General features: G+C 54.4%; 1 rRNA gene. It reads right to left on the reverse strand.

Annotated elements, in window-relative coordinates:
* Positions 1–463: 463 nt before the first annotated feature.
* Positions 464–1,987, reverse strand: a 16S ribosomal RNA gene (locus NG701_RS00035).
* Positions 1,988–2,172 lie beyond the last annotated feature (185 nt).

Below are 2,172 nucleotides of genomic sequence, written 5' to 3' on the forward strand. Positions count from 1 at the left end.
AAAGGTGCAGACAGATCCAGGTTCATATTCTTGGAAATTGCTTCTTATAAAAGATGCTCGCGTCCACTATGTAGTTCTCAAACAACAACCCCAAACCACACACCCCACACACCCAAAAGTGCGTGATCGATGCAGCCAGGAAACCAGAAACAAACAAACCCGACAAAACAAACCACAACCCGTAAGCTGCAGCCCATCCCGACGGCCCTGTTGCCTCAGGACCCAACAGTGTGCCAAACACAAAACCACCCACCCCGCACCCACACCGTTCCAGGCAGACCGGCCATCCCAAAAGGACAACCAACCACCGTACTGGGCAAGGAGCAAAACAAGCGGCCGCTATTCGTTGATATTCCACCCTTGAGCACCCGCCGCAGAACAATCGTCTGCGCAACGGGCATATACTCCTGACAAACCCCCCACACCACATACATGGCATGAACAATCCGTAGGTGCTCCTTAGAAAGGAGGTGATCCAGCCGCACCTTCCGGTACGGCTACCTTGTTACGACTTAGTCCCAATCGCCAGTCCCACCTTCGACAGCTCCCTCCCACAAGGGGTTAGGCCACCGGCTTCGGGTGTTACCAACTTTCGTGACTTGACGGGCGGTGTGTACAAGGCCCGGGAACGTATTCACCGCAGCGTTGCTGATCTGCGATTACTAGCGACTCCGACTTCATGGGGTCGAGTTGCAGACCCCAATCCGAACTGAGACCGGCTTTTTGGGATTAGCTCCACCTCACAGTATCGCAACCCTTTGTACCGGCCATTGTAGCATGCGTGAAGCCCAAGACATAAGGGGCATGATGATTTGACGTCGTCCCCACCTTCCTCCGAGTTGACCCCGGCAGTCTCCTATGAGTCCCCGCCATAACGCGCTGGCAACATAGAACGAGGGTTGCGCTCGTTGCGGGACTTAACCCAACATCTCACGACACGAGCTGACGACAACCATGCACCACCTGTAAACCGACCGCAAGCGGGGCACCTGTTTCCAGGTATTTCCGGTTCATGTCAAGCCTTGGTAAGGTTCTTCGCGTTGCATCGAATTAATCCGCATGCTCCGCCGCTTGTGCGGGCCCCCGTCAATTCCTTTGAGTTTTAGCCTTGCGGCCGTACTCCCCAGGCGGGGCACTTAATGCGTTAGCTACGGCGCGGAAAACGTGGAATGTCCCCCACACCTAGTGCCCAACGTTTACGGCATGGACTACCAGGGTATCTAATCCTGTTCGCTCCCCATGCTTTCGCTCCTCAGCGTCAGTTAATGCCCAGAGACCTGCCTTCGCCATCGGTGTTCCTCCTGATATCTGCGCATTTCACCGCTACACCAGGAATTCCAGTCTCCCCTACATCACTCTAGTCTGCCCGTACCCACCGCAGATCCGGAGTTGAGCCCCGGACTTTCACGGCAGACGCGACAAACCGCCTACGAGCTCTTTACGCCCAATAATTCCGGATAACGCTTGCGCCCTACGTATTACCGCGGCTGCTGGCACGTAGTTAGCCGGCGCTTCTTCTGCAGGTACCGTCACTTTCGCTTCTTCCCTACTGAAAGAGGTTTACAACCCGAAGGCCGTCATCCCTCACGCGGCGTCGCTGCATCAGGCTTTCGCCCATTGTGCAATATTCCCCACTGCTGCCTCCCGTAGGAGTCTGGGCCGTGTCTCAGTCCCAGTGTGGCCGGTCACCCTCTCAGGCCGGCTACCCGTCGTCGCCTTGGTGAGCCATTACCTCACCAACAAGCTGATAGGCCGCGAGTCCATCCAAAACCACAATAAAGCTTTCCACCCCCCACCATGCGATGAGGAGTCATATCCGGTATTAGACCCAGTTTCCCAGGCTTATCCCAGAGTTAAGGGCAGGTTACTCACGTGTTACTCACCCGTTCGCCACTAATCCCCCCACAAGTGAGGTTCATCGTTCGACTTGCATGTGTTAAGCACGCCGCCAGCGTTCATCCTGAGCCAGGATCAAACTCTCCGTTGAAGTAAAACAGACACAACCACCAACCCCGGAAATAACAGGATAAAATGGCTGCACAAAATTTGAAACCAGCTGTAAAAACCAGACCACACCACGGGGTGGCGGATCCAATCAATTCAACCAATTCAATACAATAAATTGGTATCAACAAACTTGGCACACTATTGAGTTCTCAAACAACAGACACA

The organism is Pseudarthrobacter cellobiosi, from assembly GCF_023913815.1.
In the GTDB taxonomy this organism is placed as follows: Bacteria; Actinomycetota; Actinomycetes; order Actinomycetales; family Micrococcaceae; genus Arthrobacter; species Arthrobacter cellobiosi.